This is a genomic window from Streptomyces sp. CB02056 (assembly GCF_001905545.1).
Taxonomy (GTDB): Bacteria; Actinomycetota; Actinomycetes; order Streptomycetales; family Streptomycetaceae; genus Kitasatospora.
Window position 1 is genome coordinate 308,875 of record NZ_LIPD01000009.1, and the last position, 19,054, is coordinate 327,928.

Here is a 19,054-nt window from a genome sequence, read left to right on the forward strand (position 1 = left end):
GTGACGGGGCGACACCGGAGGGGATGACCCCCATGAATACCCGCATGAACGCCCAGGTGGACGCCGCTGCGGACGCCCCGACGAAGGCCTCCGCGGGCGCCCGGGCGCAGGCCCCGGTGAGAGCCTCGTCGACGGCCCCGGCGGGCCCGCGGAGGGGCACCACCGACGGCCTCACCCGCCGACAGCTGCTGGGCGCGTCGGCGGTGCTCGGCGGCGCGGCCTGGCTGCTGCGCGGCACCGTCGGCCCGGACAGCGCCGAGGCCGCCGGGCCCGTACCGCCCGGGCTGCCCGCCGGCACCGAGCTCTACCAGCGGGTCTTCCAGAACTGGTCCGGCGAGATCCGCACCGACCAGCTGTGGACCTGCGTGCCGCGCACCCCCGAGGAGGTCCCGGCCCTCGCCGACTGGGCGCACGCCAACGGCTGGCGGCTGCGCGCCTCCGGCTACCGGCACACCTGGGCGCCGCTCACCGTCGCCGCCGGGACCCCGGAGAGCGCCCGGGTCCTGCTCGTGGACACCAGCCGGTACCTCACCGCCATCAGCGCCGACTCGCCCGGCACCGTCCGGGTGCAGACCGGCGCCACCATGGAGGCCCTGCTCGCGCACCTGGCCCAGCGTGGCCTGGGCCTGACCGCCTGCCCGGCCCCCGGCGAGCTCACCGTCGGCGGCGTGCTCGCCATCGGCGGCCACGGCACCGCCACCACGGCGGTCGGGGAGGTACGGCCGGAGGGGCACGGCTACGGCTCGGTCAGCAACCAGGTCGTCCGGCTCACCGCCGTCGTCCTCGACCCGGCCACCGGCCGCTACACGCTGCGCACCTTCGACCGCTCCGAGGCCGACAGCGCCGCCTTCCTGGTGCACCTGGGCCGCGCCTTCCTCACCGAGGTGGTGCTGCGGGCCGGCGCCGACCGCCCGTTGCGCTGCGTCAGCCGGCTCGACATCCCGGCGAGCGAGCTCTTCGCCCGCCCGGGCAGCGGCAGCGGCACCGGGACCGGCGGCGGGCTCGGCGGAGTGCTCGGGGGAGTGCTGGGCGGCGTCCTCGGCGGCGGGAGCGGCCCGCGCACGCTCGCCGAGTTCGTGGACCGCGACGGCCGGGTCGAGGCGATCTGGTTCGCCTACACCGAGTACCCCTGGCTCAAGACCTGGAGCGTCACCCCGAACAAGCCGCTCGGCTCCCTCTCCGTCGACCGCCCCTACAACTACCCCTTCTCGGACAGCATTCCGGAGCCGGTCGCCCGGCTCGCCGGGGAGATCGTCGCCGGCGCCTGGGCATCGGCCCCGCTGTTCGGCCAACTCCAGTACCTGGTCGCGAAGGTGGGGCTCACCGGCGACATCACGGACATCCTGCTCTCCGGCGACCTGCTGCGCCGGCTGCTCAGCGGCGAGGTGCTCACCCACTTGCTCGCCGGCGGACTGCACTCCGACCTCTGGGGCCCTTCCCGTGCCCTGCTCCAGTACGTCCGCCCGACCACCCTGCGGGTCACCGCCAACGGCTACGCGGTCCTCACCAAGCGCGCCGACCTCCAGTGGGTGGTGAGCGAATTCGCCGCCTACTACCGGGAGTTGCTCGCCGCCTACCAGGCCCGGGGCGAGTTCCCGGTGAACGGCGCGGTGGAGATCCGGGTCACCAGCCTGGACGACCCGGCCGCCTCCGGCGTCCCCGGTGCCCGGCCCCCGCTGCTGTCCGCACTGCGCCCGCGCGCCGACCGTCCAGAGTGGGACACGGCGGTCTGGCTGGACGTCCTGGCCTTCGCCGGCACCCCCGGACTGGAGCGCTTCGCCCGGGAGTTGGAGCAGTGGCTGCTGCGCACCTTCGACGGCACCCGGGCGGGCCTGCGGGTCGAGTGGTCCAAGGGCTGGGCCTACACCGACGCCGCCGCCTGGTCCGACCCGGACATGATCGGCCGGGCCATCCCCGACAGCCTGCGGGCCGGCGGCGGGCCCGGCTGGGACGAGGCGGTCGCCGTCCTGGACCGCCACGACCCGCACCGGGTGTTCGGAAATCCCTTCCTGGACGGGCTGTTGAAGTAGTTCGTGCCCGCAAGGTGATGCTGACTGGTCGTCAGATGTGTTCCATGACGATCACCGCGAGGGTGTCCGGGGCCAGGGCGCGGAACACGTGCGGAGCGTCGCCCGGGTAGCTCACGTAGTCGCCCGGGCCCAGTTCCACCGGCGCCTCCGTCGGCCCGACCAGCGCCCGCCCGGCACCGATCAGCACGTGCTCGACGGTGCCGGGCATGTGCGGGTCGGAGGCCCTGGTCTCGCCCGGCTGCGCCTCGATCCGGTAGATGTCGCGCCGGGCGTTGGGCGGGCAGGAGGAGAGCACGGTGGCGGCGTAGTCGGCACGCTCGGAGTGGGTCACCGGGCCCTCGCCGACCCGGATCACCTTGACCACCGGGCGCGGCGGGTCGACCAGCCGGCTGAACGGCACGTTCAGCGCGACCCCGAGTGCCCAGAGCGTCTCCACGCTGGGGTTGCCCGCGCCCGACTCCAGCTGGGACAGGGTGGACTTGGCGATGCCCGCACGCCGGGCCAGCTCGGCCATCGACAGGCCGCTGCGCTCGCGCTCGCGCCGGATCGCGGCGGCGATCTGGCCGATCAGCTCGGTGCCGTTCCCGTTGCCGCTGCCGCCGCCGGGGCGGTTGCCGGTGCCGCCGTCGGGGCCCGTGGCCGGGGTGGTCTGGTCACTCATGCTCGCCACTCACGCTTCCTCCTGGCCCCTTCCACGTCCACGGCTCCCGGTGCGGCCGATGCCGCCGTTCATGCTGCCACGGTCGGTCGCGCCGACCGTACCGACCGCGTCGGCCATCGTTCGCCGGATCGGTCTGCCTGTTCGCCTTGACGAACGAGGCTGGAGCGGTTCACTCTAATGAACATGCGTTCGCTACTCCGAACACTGGAGCGCGCCACCCTCCGGGACGTCGCTCTGGTCTGCCTGGCCGATGCCCTCGTCGGCGCCTCCTTCGGCGCGATCAGCGTCTCCGGCGGTCTGCCGCTCTGGGTGCCGGTCGCCCTCTCCGTCCTGGTGTTCGCGGGCGGCTCCCAGTTCGCGGCGGTCGGCGTGGTGCTCTCCGGCGGCGGCGCCCTCGCCGCGGTCGCCACCGGGTTGGTGCTCAACGCCCGGCTGCTGCCCTTCGGCTTCACCGTGGCCGACGTGCTCGACGGCCCCTGGTGGCGGCGCCTGCTGGGCGCGCAGCTGCTCACCGACGAGACCGCCGCCTTCGCCCTGCAGCAGAACGAGCCGCGCCGGCGCCGCGCCGTGTACTGGCTCTGCGGGATCGCGCTGTTCGTGGTCTGGAACGTCTCGGTGCTGCTCGGCGCGCTCGCGGGCGGGCTGATCGGCGACACGGACGCGTTCGGCCTGGACGCGGCCTTCCCGGCGGTGCTGCTCGCCCTCGTCCTGCCCTCGCTCGTGGACCGCCGCATCCGTACGGCGGCGCTGGTGGGAGCGGTGGTCGCGGTCGCCGCCACGCCGTTCGTCCCGGCCGGGCTGCCGGTGCTGCTGGCCCTAGTCGGGCTGCTGTTCGCCGGACGGCCGGCGGCGGGGGAGGCGGCCCGGAGTGCCGCGGACGAGCAGAACGTGGAGAACGCGGTGGGCGGGGAGAGTGCCGTGAAGAGCGAGAAGGAGACGGTTCGATGATGCCGCTGTACGCCGTTCTGCTGCTCGCGGCCGGAACGTACGCCTACCGGCTCGCCGGGCCGCTGCTCGCCGGCCGGCTCGCCCTCTCGGAGCGACTGCGGCACCTGCTGGCCGTCGCGGCGACGGTGCTGCTCGTGGCCCTGGTCGCGACCGGCGCGCTGACCCAGGGGCACGGTTTCGCGGGGTGGGCCCGCCCGGCGGGCGTGCTGGCCGCAGGGGTGCTCGCGCTGCGCCGGGCACCGTTCCCGGTGGTGGTGGTCGCCGGTGCGGCGACGACGGCGGTGCTGCGGCTCTGCGGGGTGGGGTGACGGCTGACAGCTGACAGAGTTTGAAATCTGTTATCTGTTATCTGTCGGCTGTCATCTGTTCGCTGTCACCCGCCCTCCGTCACCCGTCCTCCGCGTCCCCCTCGGCCAGGCGCTCCGCCTGGACCTCCGGCCGCTCGCTGTCCCACAGCAGCTCCCACACCTTGAACACGCAGTGGTAGTCGCGCATGCTCCCCTGCGAGACCAGCAGGTAGGTGTCCCCGTCGCGGAGCAGCGTCCGCCGCCGGCTGTTGAACGGGTGCTGCGGGGTGTAGGAGGGGACGAGTCGCTTCAGCTCCTCGACGGCCTCCTCACGGCTGCCCTCGACCTCGGCGAGCACCTTGCTGCCCCAGGTCCGGTCGTGCCCGGTGCCCACCGTCTCCTCCACGACCAGCGCCCAACGTGCCATGCCCTGCTCCCGTTCCGTCGTGTTCCCTCGGCCCGTCCGGCCCGCTTCGCCCGCTCGGGCCGTCGACCCGTCAGCGCGTCGGCGACTTGAAGAAGATGGTGGTCGGCCGGAGCACGCCCGCCGGATCGGCCGCGAAGTCCGGCACCGAGCCGGCCCGGGTCCAGCCCGCCCCCTCGTAGAGCCGCTCCGCCGGGCTCCCGGTCTCGGTGTCCAGTACCAGCAGCCGGATGCCCAGCTCCACCGCCCGTTCCTCCAGCGCCGCCAGCAGCCGTCCCGCCAGCCGGTGCCCGCGATCGGCGGGGTGCACCATCAGCTTGGCCACCTCGCCCCGGTGGCGGCCGTTCGCGGTGGTGGCGGGCCGCAGCTGCACCGTGCCGGCCAGCCGTCCGTCGGCCCGGTTCCGGGCGGTCCACAGCACCAGCCGGCCGGCCGCGAGGTCCGGGCCGAGCGCCCGCCACCACGTCGTGGCCTCGTCGGGCGCCAGCGGGGCGAGGAACCCGATCGAGGCGCCGCCGTGCACGGTCTCCGCCAGGAGCCCGGCGAACTCCTCCGCCGAGTCGTCCAGCTCCTGGGCCGTCACCTCGCCGATCACGTACGCACCGTCGGACATGTCGCCATCCTCACTCGTTCGCGCCCGCCCACCGCTCGGCCGGGTGCGCGATACTCGCCGGTATTCCGCTGGTATTCCGCCGAGAGTACAAGGAGCTTCGATGACGAAGCCGACCCGGATCGACCCGTCCGACCTGCTCGCCGTCGGCGACCTGCTCTCGGACGAGGAGCGGCTGATCCGCGACACCGTTCGCCGGTTCACCGAGGAGCACATCCGCCCGCACATCGGCGACTGGTTCGAGCGCGGGGTCTTCCCGGTCCGCGAGCTGGCCCCCGAGCTCGGCGCCCTGGGCGTGCTCGGCATGCACCTCGACGGCTACGGCTGCGCGGGCGCCGACGCGGTGGCGTACGGGGTGGCCTGCATGGAGCTGGAGGCGGCCGACTCCGGGCTGCGCAGCTTCGTCTCCGTCCAGGGCTCGCTCGCCATGCGCTCGATCCACGCCTTCGGCTCCGAGGAGCAGAAGCAGCGCTGGCTGCCCGGCATGGCCGCCGGTGAACTGATCGGCTGCTTCGGCCTCACCGAGCCGGACTTCGGCTCCGACCCCGCCAACATGCGGACCCGGGCGGTGCGGAAGGGCGGTGAGGGCGGCGACTGGGTGCTGTCCGGCAGCAAGATGTGGATCACCAACGGCAGCATCGCCGACGTCGCCGTGGTCTGGGCGCAGACCGAGGAGGGCGTGCGCGGCTTCCTGGTCGAGCGCGGCACCCGCGGCCTGACCGCCACCGACGTGCACGGCAAGCTCTCGCTGCGCGCCTCCGTCACCAGCGAGCTGGCCTTCGACGAGGTGGTGCTGCCCGCCGACGCAGTGCTGCCCGGGGTGGTCGGCCTGCGCGGACCGCTCTCCTCCCTCAACGAGGCCCGCTACGGCATCCTCTGGGGCACCGTCGGAGCCGCCCGCGACTGCTACACCGCCGCCCTGGACTACGCCAAGAGCCGGATCCAGTTCGACCGCCCGATCGCGGGCTTCCAGCTGACCCAGCAGAAGCTGGTCGAGATGATGCTGGAGGTCGAGAAGGCCTACCTGGTCGCGCTGCGGATCGGCCGGCTCAAGGAGCAGGGCGCGGCCCGCCCGCAGCACATCAGCTTCGGCAAGCTCAACAACGTCCGCACCGCGCTGGAGATCGCCCGCAGCGCCCGGACCGTCCTCGGCGCCAATGGCATCACCACCGAGTACCCGGTGCTGCGGCACGCCAACAACCTGGAGTCGGTGCTCACCTACGAGGGCACCAGTGAGATCCACACCCTGGTCCTCGGCGAGGCCATCACCGGCGAGTCCGCCTACCGCTGACGGGCCGCCGCCCGCCCTTCCCGGCCCGGGAAAACCGGTGGCCGGGCCCGTCGCGGCCCGGCTACCGTCCCTGCCATGACCAGCCAGTACGTCCCGACGCGGCCCCCGACCACCACCCTCTGGCGCCCCACCGGCCCGGAGGAGCTGGCCCTGGTCGAGGCCGCCGACCGGCGCGCCTGGCCGCCCCGCCTGCCCGAGCAGCCGATCTTCTACCCCGTCCTCAACGAGGACTACGCGATCCGGATCGCCCGGGACTGGAACGTGCCCGCCTCCGGCGTCGGCTACGTCACCCGCTTCGAGGTCGACACCGCCTTCCTCGCCCGCTACCCCGTCCAGCGGGCGGGCGGCCGGACGATCCTCGAACTCTGGGTGCCCGCCGAGGAGTTGGCCGAGTTCAACCGGCACATCGTCGGCCGCATCGAGGTGGTCCACGAGTTCCGCCCGCAGTCGTGACCCGCCCCGCCGCCGGCAGCCCCGACCTGCCCCGCCGTCCGTAGCGCCGACCTGCCGCCTCCCCGCCTGCCGCCCCGCCGCCCGGAGCCCGCGGCCCGGAGCCCGCGGCGTCGGCACGGTCGGCGGGGCGGCCCGTTCCGTACGGCCCCCGTCGGCCGCGGACCGCCCCGGCGGCTCCCCGGCGCTCTTCCGACACCTCGTGGACACCCGGCGTTCGGTGAGGTGACGCCGACCGGTACGGCGGTCGGTGGAGCATGGCGCGGTCGGCGGCGCCCTCGGCGGGCGCGGCCGGGTGCGCACGACCGAAAGGAACGTCCCATGTCCGCTGCCCAGTGGCCCCGCCCCCGCGTTCTCGTCGTCGGGATCGACGGTGTCCGCCACGACTACCTGGCGCAGGTGCAGATGCCGCGCCTGGAGGAGGTCGCCGAGGCCGGGTTCCTGGTGCCGGTCACCGTCGCGGACGGCACGCCCACCATGTCCGGGCCGTGCTGGACCACCATCGTGACCGGGGTCGAGCCCGCCAAGCACGGGGTCTGGGGCAACCACCTGGGCGGCAACCGGCTCGACGTGTTCCCCGACTTCGCCACCCGCCTCGCCCGGGGCGACCGGCGCCGCACCTTCGTCGCGGCCGGCTGGGACCCGCTGATGATCAACGAGTCCGGCGGCCCGCTGTTCCGCGCCCCCGGCCGGCTCTCCTACGTGGCCCCCGCCGAGGACACCCCCGAGGCCTGGGAGGCGGTGGACGAGGAGGTCGTCCGGGAGGCCGTCCACGTCCTCGGCACCGCCGACCCGGAGGCCTCCTTCGTCTACCTCGGCGCCGTCGACGAGACCGCCCACTTCCTGGGCTGCGGCGACGAGTACCGCGCGTCCATGCGCACCGCCGACGAGCGCCTCGGCCGCCTCCTCGACGCCGTCCGCGGCCGGGCGACCTACGCCGAGGAGCAGTGGACGGTCATCGTCGTCACCGACCACGGGCACGTGGACGCCGGCGGCCACGGCGGCCGTACGGTCGAGGAGCGGACGGCCTGGGTCGCCTGCGCGGGGCACGGCATCCCGGCCGGCCCGCCCACCGGCGAGATCCGCCACCCGGACGTCGCCGCGCAGGTGTACGCCTCCCTGCTGCGCCCGATCGACCCGCACTGGACCCTCGACGGCCGCCCGTTCCCGCTGGCCAGGCCGGTGCCGGCGGCGGTCTGAGCGGCGGGCGGTCCGCGATCCGGGGGTACCGGTGCCCCCGGGTGCAGCAGGCCGGGCTGCGGCGGCGCCGGGCTTGAGCGAGGCTCGACCGGGGCTCGACCGGGGCTCGGGCCGCGCTCGACCCGCGCGTGCCGGCCAGGGCGCCGGAGCGGCACGCCTCCGAGCCCGCGGGCCCCGGACCTGCGGGCCTCAGGGTCCCTGCCGAAGGACATACGCCTGAAGGTGGAGAAGGTACCCCGTGGGTTGGAGACAAGATCGCGACCTGGTGGTGACGATCCGACGGGTCGGGACGGGCCACGATGGTTGCACCGGACGGTGGAGCACGCCGACCGGGCCGGCGACGCGGACCTGAGCGGCCGCCGGCGGCGGAGACGAGCGGTCGGCGACGGCCGCACCGGTCACGACACGGAGAGGACAGCCGGGCATGAAGGGCATCGTGAGCAAGGTCGCGCTGGGAGTCGCTGGTACCGGCATGGCCGTCGCCGTGGCGGCCGTGGCAATCGGCCCGCGGGTGTCCGACTGGTACGACGAGCACCACCAGCAACAGGGCTCGTACGAGACCGGCACCCAGGCCAAGGCCGACCGCCGGTCGATGCCGACCTGGCTGCCCGACAACGCCTCCGGGGTGAAGTACCTGATGTCCACCAGGGGCGACGACCGCCTGCTGCGCGCCACCCTCCCGGAGGAGCGGCTGCCCGTCGGCTGCACCGCCGGGCAGCCGGGCAAGAGCGCGCACCCGGTGCCGGAGTCGCTCAAGGCCGGCTGGTTCCCCGAGGGCGTCGCGACCAAGGTCATCGGCACCTGTGGGTACTACAACGTGGCGCTGACCGGCAACCAGCTCTACGCGTGGCAGGACGGCGCGGCGGTGCAGGCGGCGCTGCGCGCCGAGCACGTCGCCAAGCGCTGAGTCCGGCGGGCACCCGAGTACTCCTGAGCACTCCCGGGAACCCCTGAACACCTCTGAGCACTCCTGGTCGCCGCGACCGGGGAACGGAACGGCCCGCCGGGCACCGGAAGGTGCGGGCGGGCCGTCGCCGTGTGCGGGCCGGAAACGGGCGGCGGACGATCCGCCCGGCGCACCCCCGCAGCCGGACAGCACGTACCCCCGCTGTGGGAACCGGACCGTGCTGCGGTAGGACGGAGCGCGAACGAACCCCACGTCGCCCGTCCGTAAGGAGAACCATGCCCGGCCCGACCGTCGGCCCCACCGACGACACGTCGACCGCTGCCGCCACCACCGCCCCCGCATCCGTCGCCGCACCCGCCACCGGCCAGACCCGTCCCGGCTGGGCCGTGATCGCCGCCCTCGGCGGCCTCACCGCGCTCGGTCCGCTCACCACCGACCTCTACCTGCCGGGCCTGCCCGCGATCGCCGACGACCTGGTCGCCCAGCCGGCCGCCGTCCAGCTCACCCTGACCTTCTCGATGTTCGGGGTCGCCGCCGGGCAGCTGCTCTTCGGGCCGCTCAGCGACCGCTACGGGCGCCGGGTGCCGCTGCTCGCCGGGCTCGTCCTCTACACCCTGTCCAGCGTGGTGTGCGTGTTCGCGCCGAACCTGGCCGTGCTGATCGCCGCCCGCTTCGTCCAGGGCGCGGCCGGGTCCGCCGGGCTGGTGATCGGACGCGCCGTCTCCCGGGACCGCTTCCAGGGCGTCGCGCTGCTGCGCTTCCTCGCCTCGATCGCCCTGATATCCGGGCTGGCGCCGATCCTCGCGCCGATCATCGGCGCGCAGCTGATGCGGTTCACCTCGTGGCGCGGCACCTTCGGCGTGCTGACGGCGCTCGGGCTGCTGCTCACCCTGGTCTCGTTCGGGGTGCTGCGCGAGACGCTGCCGCCGGAGACCCGGGACCGCGGCGGCGTGGGCGCGACCCTGCGGACGATGGGACGGCTGCTGGGCAACCTGCCGTTCCTCGGGCTGGCGCTGACCAGCTCCCTCGCCTTCGGGGCGCTGTTCGGCTACATCAGCGGGTCGTCGACGGTGCTCCAGCACGTGTACCAGGTCTCGCCGCAGACCTACAGCCTGCTGTTCGGGCTGAACTCGTTCGCGATCGTGGTGATGACCCAGGTGAACGGGCGCGTGCTGGCGCCGCGCTTCACGCAGCGGGTGCTGATGCTGGGCAGCCTCGCGGCGGCGGTCGCCGCCGGGGTGGCGCTGGTGCTGCTGACCACGGTGTGGGACTTCGGGCTGGCCGGGTTCTGCCCGCCGCTGTTCGTGATGATGGGCAGCCTGGGCGTGCTGCTGCCGAACACCGCCGCCCAGGCGCTCGGCCTGGTCGAGCCGCAGGTGGCGGGTACGGCGTCGGCGCTGCTCGGGACGGGCAACTTCCTGTGCGCCGCGGTGGTCGCGCCGCTGAGCAGCCTCGGCGGTCAGCCGTCGGCGGTGCTGCTGGCGCTGGTGGTCCTGGTCTGCGGGGTGCTCGCGACGGTGGTCTACCTGGCGCTGTGCCGACCGGAGCGGATGCGGGCGGCGGCGGGCGGCTGACAGGAGACGGGCGGCAGGCCGCGGCCGGAAGACTGACGGCGGACGGATGACAGCGAACGGGTAACAACGAACAGAAGACAGATGACAGCTGACAGATGTTGAAATCTGTCAGCTGTCATCCGTTATCCGTTACTCGTCAACCGTCATTCGTCGCCCGGGGCGGTCTCAGGCGATGGAGAAGTCATCCCCGTACACGTTGCCCTGGCCGTACCAGCCGTGCAGGTACACGGAGACGGTGCCGTTGGCGCCGGTGGTGAAGGGGACGGACACCTTGGTCCAGCCGGAGGAGTTGGCCCACGCGCTGGCGGTGGCGCCGCCGTTGACGCCGATGTAGGCGTAGTTGCCCTGCACCCAACCGCTCAGGGTGTAGCTGGTGTTGGGCTTCAGCGTGACGGTCTGCGCGCACTCGCCGGTCTGGGCGGCGGTGGCCGCGGCCTGGAGGGCCTTGGTGCCGGAGTGGACCGGGGTGGAGACCACGGCGCCGCCGCTCTGGCAGGTCCACGGGGCCAGGCTGCCGCTCTCCAGGTCGCCGTTGACCAGGCCGGTGGTCGGCGTGGTCCCGGTGACGGTCAGCGTGTAGGACGCGATGTGGTTGCCGGAGGCCCCGGTGGCGCTGATGCCCAGCGGGTAGGTGCCCGGAGTCACGGCCGAGCTGGTGGAGATGTTCAGGGTGGCGCTGTTGCCGGCGGTGACGCTGCCGGGGGTGATGGTGGCGGTGATGCCAGGGACGGGCTGGCTGACGACCGCGAGGTTGAGGTTCTGCGCCGAGCCGGCCGTGACCGCCGTCGAGATGGTCGCCGAGACGGACGAACCAGCCGCGACCGTACCGGAGTTCGGGTTCACGGCGACCGAGAAGTCATTGCCGGGCTGGGTGCCGGTGACGGTCAGGGTGAAGGTGCTGGTGTGGCTGCCGGAGGCCGCCGAGCCGGTGACCGTGATCGGGTAACTCCCGGGCGTCACCGAGGAGGTGGTGCTGATGTTCAGCGTGGCGCTGTTGCCGGCGGTGACGCTGCCGGGGGTGACGGTGGCGGTGACGCCGGCCGGGGCGCCGCTGACCGTGAGGTTGACGCTCTGCGCGGAGCCCGCCGTCACGGCCGTCGCGATGGTGGCCGAGGTGGACGAACCGGCCGCGACCGTGGCGGAGTTCGGGCTGGCCGACACCGAGAAGTCGTTGCTCACCGTCGAGCCGCTGGTGAACGGCGCGAAGACGTGGGTGAAGTCCCAGGTGTTCTGGGCGATCCCGGAGCAGTTGTCGTTGCCGGCCGTGCCCGGGCAGCCGCCGTTGTCGCGCTGGAGGGCCCAGAAGGACAGCGTGTTGATGCCCTTGGAGACCGCCCAGTTGTACACGGTGGTGGCGTTGGCCAGGGTGAAGGTCTCGGCCGGACCGAAGTCGTCGACACCGATCATCTCGGTGATCCCGATCGAACCCCACAGCTGGGCGGGGGTCTTGGACGGGTAGAGCTTGGCGAGCTGGTTGTAGAGGCCCTGCGCGGAGGTCTGGGTGTCGGCCGCCATGTCGTGGGCGGCGTTGTCGTAGTAGTCGAAGGTCATCATGTTGACGACATCGATCCGCGCGTTGTTGCTGACCGCGTTCTTCAGCACCGCGAGACCGCTGCTGGCCAGCCCGGAGGTGGTGGTGGGCAGCGTGTAGGAGAACTGGATGCTCCGCCCGTTGGCGGCGGCCCAGTCCTGCACGAGCTTGATGGCCTTGTTGCGGCGGTCGATCCCGGCGGTGTTGGTCAGCGAGTTGTCCTCGATGTCGAGGTCGATCCGGCTGACGTCGTAGGTGGTGATCACGTTCTGGAAGGCGGCCGCGATCTGGTTGACGTCGGTGCAGCTGTCGGCGATCTCGGTGCCGGTGTTGTCGGCGGTGTAGCCGCCGAAGGACGGGATCACGTCCCCGCCGTTGGCGCGGATGGTCGCGATGTCCGCGCCGAACGTGGAGGAGGACACCGGCTTGGAGGTGTCGCCGTTCCAGTACGGCGTGCAGGAGCCCTTGGTGGCGGCCTGGAGGAACGCCATGGTCAGGTGCTTGGCGCCGGACTGCGCGGCCAGTTGGGCCGGGCTCTGGCCGGTCCAGGACTCGAAGTAGGGGGCGAAGACCCGGCTGGGGAGCGGGGTGGCGGCCTGGGCGGAGCTCGTCCCGGCGGCGACCAGGCCGGCCGAGGCGGCCAGCGTGGCGCAGGCCGTCAACACGGCCTGGACTGTTCGGCGGAGGCGCATGGATTCTCCAACAGACTTGGTGGGGCAGGACGTTGGGGAGGTGCGGTCGGTCCGGGTGGGGCGGCCGTGTGGGGTCGGCGGCGGCCCCGGGACCGGGTCGGAACCGGGAGTACGGGGAAGTGCGGGGGTGTGCGGGCGTGCGAAGGCCCACCGACTCGCGTGGACGCGGGCGGCGTGCGGAAGCGCGCGCCGTACGGAGCGGGGGTGGAGCGGAGCATGGCAGGGCATGGCAGTGCCTCAGCCGCCGGTGGTCACACCCCCACAGTGCATCCCGGTCGGATCGACATGCTTATGTTTGGACTAGACCACTGGTCTGTCAAGAGTCCTAACAGTTCGTCAGCACACGGCCCGCGCGACGGAAGGGGGGCGGACCGGCGTCGGGACGGGTGGGCCGCCGGTGGGGCCCGCCGGGAGGACGGTGTCGGACGCTCCGGGTGGCGGCGAGGGGCGGCGGTGAGGGGCGCCGGAAACGAGAAGACCGTGGCCGCGCACCCGGAAAGGGGCGCGGCCACGGCAGCCCGGCGCTCAGGACACCGGGCGGATCATGGTGTCGCCGACCAGCGGGCCAGCGGACAAGCGGATCGGCGGGTCAGTGGGACGGCGGGCAGAGCGTGGCGAGCAGCGCGTCGTTGATCTTCGTGGCGGTGTCCGGCCCGAAGCCCTGCGGGTGGTCGGCGGAGGTGAAGCGCTGGTTGGCCAGGTCCGCCAGCTTCTGCTTGTCCTTGGGGAACTGGTACATCGACTGGCACTGGTTGCGCGCCCGGTCCACGGCCTGGTCCGGCTTGCCGCCGACGATCGCCGGGTCGATCGCGTCCAGCGCGGAGACCAGCTTGGCCGTCACGTCGGTGCCCGGCTTGGCGGGCAGTCCGGCATCGGCGGGCGGCGCGGGCTTGGACGGTGCGGGGGCTCCCGAGGCGCCGGCGTCGGGGGCGGGCGCGCCGGTGCCGCCGTCGGCCGTGGGGGCGGCCGGGTCGGACCCGGGGGTCGCGGGCGGCGTCGCCGAGGGCGTGGCGGCGTCGGAGGGCGCGGTGGCCGAGGCGGCGGGGGCGGTGGGGGAGCCGGCCGCGGAGGTGGCCTTGCCCGAGTCCGATCCGGAGCTGGAGCAGGCAGCGAGGCTCACCGCGGCGAGTGCCGTGAGGGTGGCGGCGAGGAGACGAGTGCGCATGGCGCCCAGACTGTCATGTTCGCGCCGCAGAAGGGAAGGTCCCTTCAGTGGTCGGAAAGCACCTGGAACGCACCCGTGAGCGCACCCGTGAGCGCACCTGTGAGCGCACACGCGAGCGCACCCGGAAAGCCCCGGGACGGTGCCTCCGGAACGGCGGACGGCGGCCCGGAGGAGCTTCCTCCGGGCCGCCGCGTTCACGCTCCACGGCCGCCGGGCCGAATCGCCGTCAGCCGAGGCCGTTGGACTTCAGCCAGTCCTTGGCGACCGCCGACGGGTCCTCCTTGTCCACCGACACGCGCTTCATCAGCGCCACCAGCCCGGCCGTGTCGAGCTTGGCCGACACCGCGTTGAGCGCCGCCGTCGCGGTCGCGTCCACGCCCGCCTTGTTGACCAGCGGGGTGACGTTCTGGGCGCCGAAGATGTTCTTCGGGTCGGCCAGCGGGACCAGCTTGTACTGGACGATCTTCGGGTCGGTGGTGAACACGTTGCCGACCTGGATGCTGCCGTCCTTGAGCGCGTTCGCGGTGGCGTCGCCGGTGGGTTTCCACTCCTTGAAGGTCAGCCCGTAGACGTCCTTGAGCTGCTGCTCGCGGCGGCTCTTGAACTCCGGCGGCCCGCCGATGGTGTACTCGCCGGCCTTGGCGGCGAGGTCGGCGATGCTCTTGAGGTTGTCCTTGTCGGCCGTCTCCTGGGTGACGCTGAGCGAGTCCTTGTCCTCGGCCGGGGAGGACTCGAGGATGCCCAGCGTGGCGGGCAGCGTCTTGGCGAGCTCCGCGTTCACGTCCTGGGTGGTGACAGCGGTGGACTTGGCGTCCAGGTAGGCGAGCAGCGAGCCGTTGTACTCCGGCAGGACGGTGAGGTTGCCGCTCTGCAACTGCCCGTAGAGCACCTCGCGGCTGCCGATGTTGAACTTCTCCTGGACCTTCACGCCCTTGGCCTTGAGCGCCTGCGAGTAGATCGACCCGAGCAGGACGTTCTCCGGGAAGTTGGCCGAGCCGACCACCACGGTCGAGCCGGACCCGCCCGTGGCGGCCGAGGCGCTCGAACCCCCGTCGAGCGGGTTGCCGCCGGAGGAGCCGCAGGCGGTGGCGCCGAGGGTGAGCGCGGCGAGGGTGCCGAGGGCGGCGACGCGGCGGCTTCGGTTGATTGTCGACATGGTGACAGATGTCCTTCCGGAACGGGAGGGGAAGGGGGAACGGAGTCAGCGGGGCCGCTGCTGGGCGCGCACCCCGGGCGGGAGCGCGAACCGGGCGAGCAGGGCGAAGAACAGCTGGGCGACGACCGCGAGCAGGACCACCAGCAGCGCGCCACCCACGGTCACGGCGTACTTGCGGGTCGCCAGCCCGTCGATGACGTAGCGGCCGAGGCCGCCCAGCCCGACGTAGGCGGCCACCGTGGCGGTCGCGATCACCTGCACGGTCGCGGTGCGGAAGCCCGCCAGCAGGGTCGGGGCGGCCGAGGGCAGGCAGACCTGCCACAGCACCTGGGGGTGGGTCAGCCCGATGCCGCGCGCCGCGTCCCGGACGTCCGGGTCGGTGCCGCGCACCCCCTCGACGGCGGCCACCAGCAGCGGCGGCGCGGCGAGCGCGACCAGCGGGACCAGTACGGCGGTGTCGCCGACCCCGGCGAGCAGCACCGCCAGCGTCACCAGGCCGAGGGTGGGCAGGGCGCGGGCGGCGCCCGCGAGCGCGGTCACCACGGTGACGCCGCGCCCGGTGTAGCCGATCAGCAGCCCGAGCGGGACGGCGAGCAGCGCCGCGAACAGCAAGGCCGCGCCGGAGAGCAGCAGGTGCTCGGAGACCCGGTGCACGATCGAGTCCGGCCCGCTGAGGTGGTCCGGGTCGGTGAAGAAGTCGCTCAGCCAGTTCAGCCAGTTCACGAGCCCGCTCCCTTCTCCCGGACGGCCCAGGGCGCGAGCAGCCGCCGGGCGGCCACCAGCACCAGGTCGACGGCCAGCGCGAGGACGGCGATCAGCACGATGCCGGCCAGGATCGGGGTCGGGAAGGTGCGCTGGAAGCCGTCGACGAACAGGTAGCCGAGCCCGCCGCGACCGACCAGCGCGCCGACGCTGGCCAGCGAGATGCTGGACACCGCCGCGACCCGCAGTCCGGCGATCAGGTACGGCACGGCGGCGGGCAGCTCGACCGAGGTCAGCCGGTGCCACGGCCCGTACCCCATCGCGGTGGCGGCCTGCCGGACGGAGTCCGGGACGGCGCGCAGCCCGTCCACGGTGGTCGGCAGCAGCACGGCGAGGGCGTAGAAGGTGAGCGGGATCATCACCGTCGCCTGGGTGGCGAGGCCGGTGTACGGGATCAGCACCACGAACACGGCCAGCGAGGGCAGCGCGTAGACGATGTTGAACACGGCGGAGAGCGGCTGGTACAGCCGGGGGTAGCGGGCGCAGGCCAGGCCGAGCGGGACGGCCAGCAGCAGGCCGATGAGCACGGGGACGAGGGCGATCACGGCGTGGTCGGCGAGCAGGTGGCCCAGGTAGCCGAGGTGGTCGCCGATCCAGTACCAGCGGACGATCGGTTCATCGTCCACCGTCGGCTCCGTCCGTGCTGCCCGTTCCGTCCGGGCCGCCCGTGTCGTCCGGGTGGCTTCCGGTGGTGGCCGGGGGCTTGTCGGTGCGGACGGGCGCATCAGCGGCCGGCGAACCGGTGGCAGACGGACCAGTGGCAGACGGACCGGCGGCCGGCGGGCCGGAGGCGTCGGGCCGCAGGGCGGCGAGGACGGCCTCGCGGCTCGCGGTGCCGGTGACCCGGCCCTCGGCGTCCAGCGCGACCGCGACCCCGGCGGGGGAGAGGACGGCGGCGTCCAGCGCCGTGCGCAGGGTGTCGGCGTCCGGGCGGAAGGCGGCCGCCGGGTGCAGCTCGGCGGTGACGGCGTCGCGGTCGATCCAGCCGATCGGGCGGCGCCCGTCGTCCAGGGCCAACTCCCAGCCGCCGTACCGGAGTCCGTCGCCCACCGGGCGGAGCCGGACGCCGCTCGCGGGGCGCAGGGCGAGGCCGCGCAGGCCCCGGTCGCGCCCGAGGAAGGCGGCCACGCCCTCGTCGGCGGGGGTGGTGAGCAGGGTGTGCGGGTCGGCCAGTTGGGCGATCCGGCCGTGTTCGCGCAGCACCACCACCTGGTCGCCGAGCCGGACGGCCTCCTCGATGTCGTGGGTGACGAACAGCACCGTCTTGTGCAGCTCGGACTGGAGCCGCAGCAGCTCCTCCTGGAGCCCGGCCCGCACCACCGGGTCGACCGCGCTGAACGGCTCGTCCATCAGCAGCACCGGCGGGTCGGCGGCCAGCGCGCGCGCCACGCCGACCCGCTGCTGCTGGCCGCCGGACAGCTGGAACGGGTACCGCTTCGCGGTCTCGGGCGCGAGCCCGACCAGTTCGAGCAGTTCGGCGGCGCGGGCGCGGGCCTTCTTCCGGTCCCAGCCGAGCAGGTAGGGGACGGTGGCGATGTTGTCGATCACCTTGCGGTGCGGGAAGAGTCCGGCCTGCTGGATCACGTACCCGATGCCGCGGCGCAGCTTGGCGGGTTCCAGCTCCGCGACGTCCGTGTCGTCCAGCAGGACCCGGCCCGAAGTGGGCTCGACCATCCGGTTGACCATGCGCAGCAGGGTGGTCTTCCCGCAGCCGGACGGTCCGACCAGGACGGTTATCCGACCGGTCGGGACCTCCAGGTCCAGTCCCTCGACGGCGATGGTGCCGTCGGGGTGGCGCATTCCCGCGCCCTCGAATCTGATCACGTGGAGTTTCCTCGTCAGGGCGCCCCGGAAAGGCGGCGCCTGGGTCGTTCGGTCGTTCGGTCAGGGTCGTTCGGTGGCGGCGGTTTCAAGCGCCCGGGCGTACTTCCGCCCGCGTGGTTGCCCGGCTTTGGACCAGCGGAAACTCTGATCACACTATGACCTGCATCATCTCCTGTCCCTGATTTACCGCCCCGGCACGCGGTGCGACCGCAGGCTCAGCCGCCCTGACGGGTCGGCAGGCCGGCGGCCGCCCAGCCGACGAAACCGCCGTCCAGGTCGGTCGCCCGGTGCAGTCCCAGCTCGCGCAGGGAGGCCGCGGCCAGGCTGGAGGCGTAGCCCTCGGAGCAGACCACGACCACCTCGACGTCGTAGCCCGAGGCCTCGGGAATCCGGTGACTTCCCGTCGGATCGAGCCGCCACTCCAGCACGTTGCGTTCGATGATCAGCGAGCCGGGGATCTCCCCCTCGGCCGCCCGCTGCGCCGCCGGACGGATGTCCACCAGCAGCGCGCCGTCCAGCTGGGCCTGGTACGCCTCGCGGGCGCGCGGTCGGTGGACGCCCTCCCGGGCCCGCTCCACCAGGTCGTCGATCGTGGTCACCACTGTTCAGGTCCTTCCTCGGAGGTGCGGACGAGCCCGCCGGCCCGCAGGTCGTAGTGCGCCATCGAACTCAGCGGCGGCGAGTAGGCGTGCAGGGTGACGGCGGGGCCGACGGCGGTGTTGCGCACGTCGTGCACGTACTCGGGGCCGAAGGCGCGGGCGGTGCCGGCCGGGATCCGGCGGATCAGCAGGCCCTGCTCGGGCCCGCCGAGGGACAGCTCCTCCAACTCGCCGAGGGCGACGGCGAAGGCGCCGCGGGAGCCGCCGTGGTCGTGGAAGCCGGTGGACTGGCCGGGCAGCCAGCTGATCAGCCACACCTCGTGGTCGTCGTCCGCGGCCAGCCGCCGGTACCAGCGCTCCTCGGTGGAGAGGCGGACGTGGTGGATCCACTCCTCGGGCCGCTCGGCCAGTTCGCGGACGATGGTCCGCAGGGTGCTGGGGGTGAGCGGCGTGGGGGTGCCCCCGGCGGGCGGCGTCGGTGGTGGCTCGGGGGTGCTCGTGGGGCTTGCGGCGGCGGGGCGGGTGTTGTCGGGGTTTACGGTCGGCTGGGTTTCGGGGCTGATGCTCGGGCTCGGGCTCAGAGTCATGAGGGCGTCCTCGGGTGCGGCGGGAACGTCGGTGGGAAGCGCCCGGTGTCCGGCGGCGGTGGAGGGCGCGGGCCGACGGGGCGGCCCGGCACGCAAGGGTGCGCCGGGGCTGGGCGGGGTCAGGACTGCGGGTGCGGGTGCGCGGCGCGGGCCCTGGCAGACGTCACAGAGCGGGACCGGCGGGGGAGAACAAGGTCAACAGGCACAGATGGAACTCGCCTGGCGTCGCAGATCGACGTGCAGGCGGCATACCAGAGTGGCGCCGGAGTCCATGCGCCGGATCTTTCCCGAGCGAAGCGGAGGAAGTCAAGCCGGGCCGACCGTCCGCCGCCGTCCGTTCCCGGCGACCGACGGAC

20 protein-coding genes are annotated in these 19,054 nt (G+C 73.4%); 8 read left to right on the forward strand and 12 right to left on the reverse strand.

Features of this window, described 5'->3' with window-relative positions; genetic code table 11:
- Positions 1 to 32 precede the first annotated feature (32 nt).
- A complete protein-coding gene (locus AMK13_RS25395; RefSeq protein ID WP_241853026.1) occupies positions 33 to 2,030 on the forward strand; it encodes a cholesterol oxidase substrate-binding domain-containing protein in 1,998 nt (665 codons plus the stop codon).
- A gap of 31 nt (positions 2,031 to 2,061) precedes the next feature.
- On the opposite strand, the gene AMK13_RS25400 is transcribed toward AMK13_RS25395, so the two are convergent.
- Positions 2,062 to 2,691: a helix-turn-helix domain-containing protein gene (locus tag AMK13_RS25400; protein WP_079272434.1), complete on the reverse strand. Its 630-nt coding sequence runs from the start codon at positions 2,689 to 2,691 to the stop codon at positions 2,062 to 2,064.
- 183 nt (positions 2,692 to 2,874) lie between these two features.
- Here AMK13_RS25400 and AMK13_RS25405 point away from each other — a divergent pair, with 183 nt between their 5' ends.
- Together AMK13_RS25405 and AMK13_RS25410 are read left to right on the forward strand one after the other, a co-directional pair.
- The gene (locus AMK13_RS25405) at positions 2,875 to 3,639 is read left to right on the forward strand and encodes an AzlC family ABC transporter permease (RefSeq protein ID WP_074004429.1); all 765 of its coding nucleotides are present in this window, start codon (positions 2,875 to 2,877) and stop codon (positions 3,637 to 3,639) included.
- Positions 3,639 to 3,947, forward strand: coding sequence for an AzlD domain-containing protein (locus tag AMK13_RS25410; RefSeq protein ID WP_369808302.1), 309 nt, complete (start codon positions 3,639 to 3,641; stop codon positions 3,945 to 3,947). Before AMK13_RS25405 ends, AMK13_RS25410 begins: the two co-directional genes overlap by 1 nt.
- Positions 3,948 to 4,026: 79 nt before the next feature.
- Here the strand turns inward: AMK13_RS25410 and AMK13_RS25415 are convergent, their stop codons facing one another.
- Together AMK13_RS25415 and AMK13_RS25420 are read right to left on the reverse strand one after the other, a co-directional pair.
- Positions 4,027 to 4,353 carry a hypothetical protein gene (locus AMK13_RS25415; protein WP_074004216.1) on the reverse strand — a complete coding sequence of 109 codons (327 nt, stop codon included), beginning with the start codon at positions 4,351 to 4,353 and terminating at the stop codon, positions 4,027 to 4,029.
- Positions 4,354 to 4,423: 70 nt separating this feature from the next.
- Positions 4,424 to 4,963 carry a GNAT family N-acetyltransferase gene (locus tag AMK13_RS25420; RefSeq protein WP_074004217.1) on the reverse strand — a complete coding sequence of 180 codons (540 nt, stop codon included), beginning with the start codon at positions 4,961 to 4,963 and terminating at the stop codon, positions 4,424 to 4,426.
- 100 nt (positions 4,964 to 5,063) lie between these two features.
- Between AMK13_RS25420 and AMK13_RS25425 the strand changes: the two genes are divergently transcribed.
- From AMK13_RS25425 to AMK13_RS25445, 5 genes are all read left to right on the forward strand, one after another.
- Positions 5,064 to 6,251, forward strand: a complete 1,188-nt coding sequence (locus tag AMK13_RS25425; protein WP_074004218.1) for an acyl-CoA dehydrogenase family protein — start codon at positions 5,064 to 5,066, stop codon at positions 6,249 to 6,251.
- Between the two features lie 75 nt (positions 6,252 to 6,326).
- Positions 6,327 to 6,704 (forward strand): hypothetical protein, encoded by a 378-nt coding sequence (locus tag AMK13_RS25430; protein WP_049652263.1) that lies wholly within the window; start codon positions 6,327 to 6,329, stop codon positions 6,702 to 6,704.
- 318 nt (positions 6,705 to 7,022) lie between these two features.
- Positions 7,023 to 7,901 (forward strand): alkaline phosphatase family protein, encoded by an 879-nt coding sequence (locus AMK13_RS25435; protein ID WP_074004219.1) that lies wholly within the window; start codon positions 7,023 to 7,025, stop codon positions 7,899 to 7,901.
- Between the two features lie 424 nt (positions 7,902 to 8,325).
- Positions 8,326 to 8,808, forward strand: a complete 483-nt coding sequence (locus AMK13_RS25440) for a hypothetical protein (protein ID WP_049657923.1) — start codon at positions 8,326 to 8,328, stop codon at positions 8,806 to 8,808.
- 275 nt (positions 8,809 to 9,083) lie between these two features.
- Positions 9,084 to 10,382 carry a multidrug effflux MFS transporter gene (locus tag AMK13_RS25445; protein ID WP_074004220.1) on the forward strand — a complete coding sequence of 433 codons (1,299 nt, stop codon included), beginning with the start codon at positions 9,084 to 9,086 and terminating at the stop codon, positions 10,380 to 10,382.
- A 165-nt stretch (positions 10,383 to 10,547) separates the two neighbouring features.
- On the opposite strand, the gene AMK13_RS25450 is transcribed toward AMK13_RS25445, so the two are convergent.
- The 9 genes from AMK13_RS25450 to AMK13_RS46455 form a co-directional block, all read right to left on the reverse strand.
- A complete protein-coding gene (locus tag AMK13_RS25450) occupies positions 10,548 to 12,605 on the reverse strand; it encodes a glycosyl hydrolase family 18 protein (RefSeq protein ID WP_074004221.1) in 2,058 nt (685 codons plus the stop codon).
- Positions 12,606 to 13,194: 589 nt separating this feature from the next.
- Positions 13,195 to 13,770 carry a hypothetical protein gene (locus AMK13_RS44205; RefSeq protein ID WP_079272435.1) on the reverse strand — a complete coding sequence of 192 codons (576 nt, stop codon included), beginning with the start codon at positions 13,768 to 13,770 and terminating at the stop codon, positions 13,195 to 13,197.
- A gap of 226 nt (positions 13,771 to 13,996) precedes the next feature.
- Positions 13,997 to 14,926: an ABC transporter substrate-binding protein gene (locus AMK13_RS25460; RefSeq protein ID WP_074004222.1), complete on the reverse strand. Its 930-nt coding sequence runs from the start codon at positions 14,924 to 14,926 to the stop codon at positions 13,997 to 13,999.
- Positions 14,927 to 14,971: 45 nt separating this feature from the next.
- Entirely contained in the window at positions 14,972 to 15,649 is a 678-nt protein-coding gene (locus tag AMK13_RS25465; protein WP_049657036.1) for an ABC transporter permease, read from the reverse strand.
- Positions 15,646 to 16,314: an ABC transporter permease gene (locus AMK13_RS25470; protein WP_049657035.1), complete on the reverse strand. Its 669-nt coding sequence runs from the start codon at positions 16,312 to 16,314 to the stop codon at positions 15,646 to 15,648. Before AMK13_RS25470 ends, AMK13_RS25465 begins: the two co-directional genes overlap by 4 nt.
- Positions 16,304 to 17,512: an ABC transporter ATP-binding protein gene (locus AMK13_RS25475; protein ID WP_079272437.1), complete on the reverse strand. Its 1,209-nt coding sequence runs from the start codon at positions 17,510 to 17,512 to the stop codon at positions 16,304 to 16,306. The genes AMK13_RS25470 and AMK13_RS25475 overlap by 11 nt, the downstream gene beginning before the upstream one ends.
- A gap of 215 nt (positions 17,513 to 17,727) precedes the next feature.
- Positions 17,728 to 18,114, reverse strand: a complete 387-nt coding sequence (locus AMK13_RS25480) for a rhodanese-like domain-containing protein (protein WP_049657033.1) — start codon at positions 18,112 to 18,114, stop codon at positions 17,728 to 17,730.
- Complete coding sequence (locus AMK13_RS25485; protein ID WP_079272438.1) at positions 18,108 to 18,698, reverse strand: cysteine dioxygenase; 591 nt, start codon at positions 18,696 to 18,698, stop codon at positions 18,108 to 18,110. The genes AMK13_RS25480 and AMK13_RS25485 overlap by 7 nt, the downstream gene beginning before the upstream one ends.
- 195 nt (positions 18,699 to 18,893) lie before the next feature.
- Positions 18,894 to 18,971 (reverse strand): putative leader peptide, encoded by a 78-nt coding sequence (locus tag AMK13_RS46455; RefSeq protein ID WP_107086570.1) that lies wholly within the window; start codon positions 18,969 to 18,971, stop codon positions 18,894 to 18,896.
- Positions 18,972 to 19,054: the final 83 nt, after the last annotated feature.

Coding starts and splice junctions, on each gene's coding strand:
- AMK13_RS25395 (WP_241853026.1), top strand. CDS start 33: ATGAATACCCGCATGAACGCCCAGGTGGACGCCGCTGCGGACGCCCCG.
- AMK13_RS25400 (WP_079272434.1), bottom strand. CDS start 2,691: ATGAGTGACCAGACCACCCCGGCCACGGGCCCCGACGGCGGCACCGGC.
- AMK13_RS25405 (WP_074004429.1), top strand. CDS start 2,875: ATGCGTTCGCTACTCCGAACACTGGAGCGCGCCACCCTCCGGGACGTC.
- AMK13_RS25410 (WP_369808302.1), top strand. CDS start 3,639: ATGCCGCTGTACGCCGTTCTGCTGCTCGCGGCCGGAACGTACGCCTAC.
- AMK13_RS25415 (WP_074004216.1), bottom strand. CDS start 4,353: ATGGCACGTTGGGCGCTGGTCGTGGAGGAGACGGTGGGCACCGGGCAC.
- AMK13_RS25420 (WP_074004217.1), bottom strand. CDS start 4,963: ATGTCCGACGGTGCGTACGTGATCGGCGAGGTGACGGCCCAGGAGCTG.
- AMK13_RS25425 (WP_074004218.1), top strand. CDS start 5,064: ATGACGAAGCCGACCCGGATCGACCCGTCCGACCTGCTCGCCGTCGGC.
- AMK13_RS25430 (WP_049652263.1), top strand. CDS start 6,327: ATGACCAGCCAGTACGTCCCGACGCGGCCCCCGACCACCACCCTCTGG.
- AMK13_RS25435 (WP_074004219.1), top strand. CDS start 7,023: ATGTCCGCTGCCCAGTGGCCCCGCCCCCGCGTTCTCGTCGTCGGGATC.
- AMK13_RS25440 (WP_049657923.1), top strand. CDS start 8,326: ATGAAGGGCATCGTGAGCAAGGTCGCGCTGGGAGTCGCTGGTACCGGC.
- AMK13_RS25445 (WP_074004220.1), top strand. CDS start 9,084: ATGCCCGGCCCGACCGTCGGCCCCACCGACGACACGTCGACCGCTGCC.
- AMK13_RS25450 (WP_074004221.1), bottom strand. CDS start 12,605: ATGCGCCTCCGCCGAACAGTCCAGGCCGTGTTGACGGCCTGCGCCACG.
- AMK13_RS44205 (WP_079272435.1), bottom strand. CDS start 13,770: ATGCGCACTCGTCTCCTCGCCGCCACCCTCACGGCACTCGCCGCGGTG.
- AMK13_RS25460 (WP_074004222.1), bottom strand. CDS start 14,926: ATGTCGACAATCAACCGAAGCCGCCGCGTCGCCGCCCTCGGCACCCTC.
- AMK13_RS25485 (WP_079272438.1), bottom strand. CDS start 18,698: ATGACTCTGAGCCCGAGCCCGAGCATCAGCCCCGAAACCCAGCCGACC.
- AMK13_RS46455 (WP_107086570.1), bottom strand. CDS start 18,971: ATGGACTCCGGCGCCACTCTGGTATGCCGCCTGCACGTCGATCTGCGA.